Genomic DNA, 1,792 nt, shown 5'->3' with positions numbered 1-1,792 from the left:
CGCCGCCCTGCCCCGCGGCCGCCGCGGCGCCCCCCCCCGCCCTCGCCCCCCCCGGGGCCCGGGGTGGCCCCGGTGTCCCCGACGGTCTCCTCGGCCGGAGCCGCCCCGACGGCCTCCGCGACGCCCTCGCCGTCCCGGCCGGCCCGGGACCCGTTCTCGCCGCTGCGGGTCAAGATCAACGAAGGCACGGTGAGCGGCCACGCCCTGGAAGCCTGGATCGCCCTGTGGCCGGCCGCGCCCACCGCGGCGGACGGCCTGGCCCAGGGCCGGCTGATCCAGCAGGAGCGGAGAACCGTCGACCCGCGCCTGCCGGACGACCCCCAGGGGGGCGGCATCCAGCCCTGGACCCCGAACACCGACCGGGCCGAGGTCTATCTGACCGTGGACGGCAAACGGCAACCGGGCGACTTCGTCGACCCGGTTCCCGGCCCGGGCGGGACGGCGCAGGACGATCCGGGTGCCGTGATCGGCGGCCGCGGGCTCAACCGCGTCGTCGACACGGGGGGCAGCCCGCAGATGGTGGTCGTCAAGGTCCGGCCCGAGGTCGAGAGGGTCGTGGTCAGATGGGAGAGCGGCATGGTCATCGAGGCGGAGCCGGTGGCGGTCGGCGACTCCCCGGTCCGCTGGTACGCCGTCATCCGCATCCCGGGATCCGGCAACAACACCGTCGTCTCCTACGCGGCCGACGGATCGGTGCTGCGGACCCAGAAGGCCTGGTGGTGAGCCGGGTCACGCGGCGCGGTGGGCGGGCGGCCGGAGCTCAGGGCTGGAGCGCGGCCTCGTCGGCGTCCGGGAGCCAGTCCCTGGCCGGGTCGTACTCCAGCCACCGGCTGCGGGCCGCCTCCGCGGTGAACGCCCTTAGCAGGAAGTCCAGTTGGCCGTCCCGGTCGGCGCCTCGGTCGGAGCGCCAGAGCAGCGACCAGGCGTACAGCGGGGTCGGGCCGGCCAGGGGAACGGTCCGCACGCCCGGGCGGCCGGGCAGCGGGCCGTCGGCCGGCACCAGCGAGAAGCAGGTCGGATCCGCGGCGACCTGGTCCAGGAAGTGCTCCAGGCCGAGGTTGGTCGAACCGACCCGGCCGTCGATGCCGAACCGGGTCGCGAAACGGGTCAGGAAGTCCAGGCGGTCCACGGCCGCCGGGTAGCGCAGCACGCTGCCGCGCAGATCGGTCGGGGCCAGGGCGTCGCGGCCCGCCAGCGGATGGTCGGCGCTCAGCAGGGCGTCCACCGGCTCCAGGCGGACCAGGCGGTGCGTCAGACCGGCGTCGGTGCCACCGGGGAGGGCGTGCACCCGGCCGAACCCGGCATCCGACTCGCCGCGCAGCACCGCGGCCGCCACGGAGGGCAGGTCGCGGCCCGGCACCGGCTCCACCTCCAGGCCCGGCGCCGCGTCCACCGCCTGGGCGAGGGTGCGCATCGGGGCGTACAGGTGGCCCCACACGTCGATCCGCAGGGGCCGTCCGGCACCTGCCACCGCCGCCACGGCCCGCTCTCCCTGGGACAGCAGACGGCGGGCGGGCTCCAGGAACCGGGCGCCCGGGGCGGTCAGGGTCACCCCGCGGGCGCCGCGTTCCAGCAGGCGGACGCCGAGGGCGGCCTCCAGGCGGGCCACCCGCTTCGACAGGCCCTGCTGGGTGATGCCCAGGCGGTCGGCGGCGCGGCCGAAGTGGAGTTCTTCGGCGGTTGCGGTGAAGGCTCTTACCTGTGCCAGATCCAGATCCACCTCGGCACCCTAGTGGGGGCCGCTGCGCGGGGCTGTTGTTGGGTGGGGGGCTTTCGGGAGGGTGGGTTGGTC

General features: G+C 76.2%; 2 protein-coding genes. One reads left to right on the top strand and one right to left on the bottom strand.

The window, feature by feature from the left end; all coding sequences use genetic code 11:
- Positions 1 to 72: 72 nt before the first annotated feature.
- Positions 73 to 723 (top strand): hypothetical protein, encoded by a 651-nt coding sequence (locus tag ACFV8H_RS41430; protein WP_380409954.1) that lies wholly within the window; start codon positions 73 to 75, stop codon positions 721 to 723.
- A 37-nt stretch (positions 724 to 760) separates the two neighbouring features.
- Here ACFV8H_RS41430 and ACFV8H_RS41425 read toward each other — a convergent pair whose 3' ends face one another.
- Entirely contained in the window at positions 761 to 1,720 is a 960-nt protein-coding gene (locus ACFV8H_RS41425) for a LysR family transcriptional regulator (RefSeq protein WP_380409952.1), read from the bottom strand.
- Between the last annotated feature and the right edge of the window lie 72 nt (positions 1,721 to 1,792).

Source organism: Kitasatospora sp. NPDC059827 (genome assembly GCF_042731675.1).
In the GTDB taxonomy this organism is placed as follows: Bacteria; Actinomycetota; Actinomycetes; order Streptomycetales; family Streptomycetaceae; genus Kitasatospora.
The sequence above is the reverse complement of the archived record's forward strand: the minus strand, read 5'-3'. Positions and strand labels throughout refer to the sequence as shown.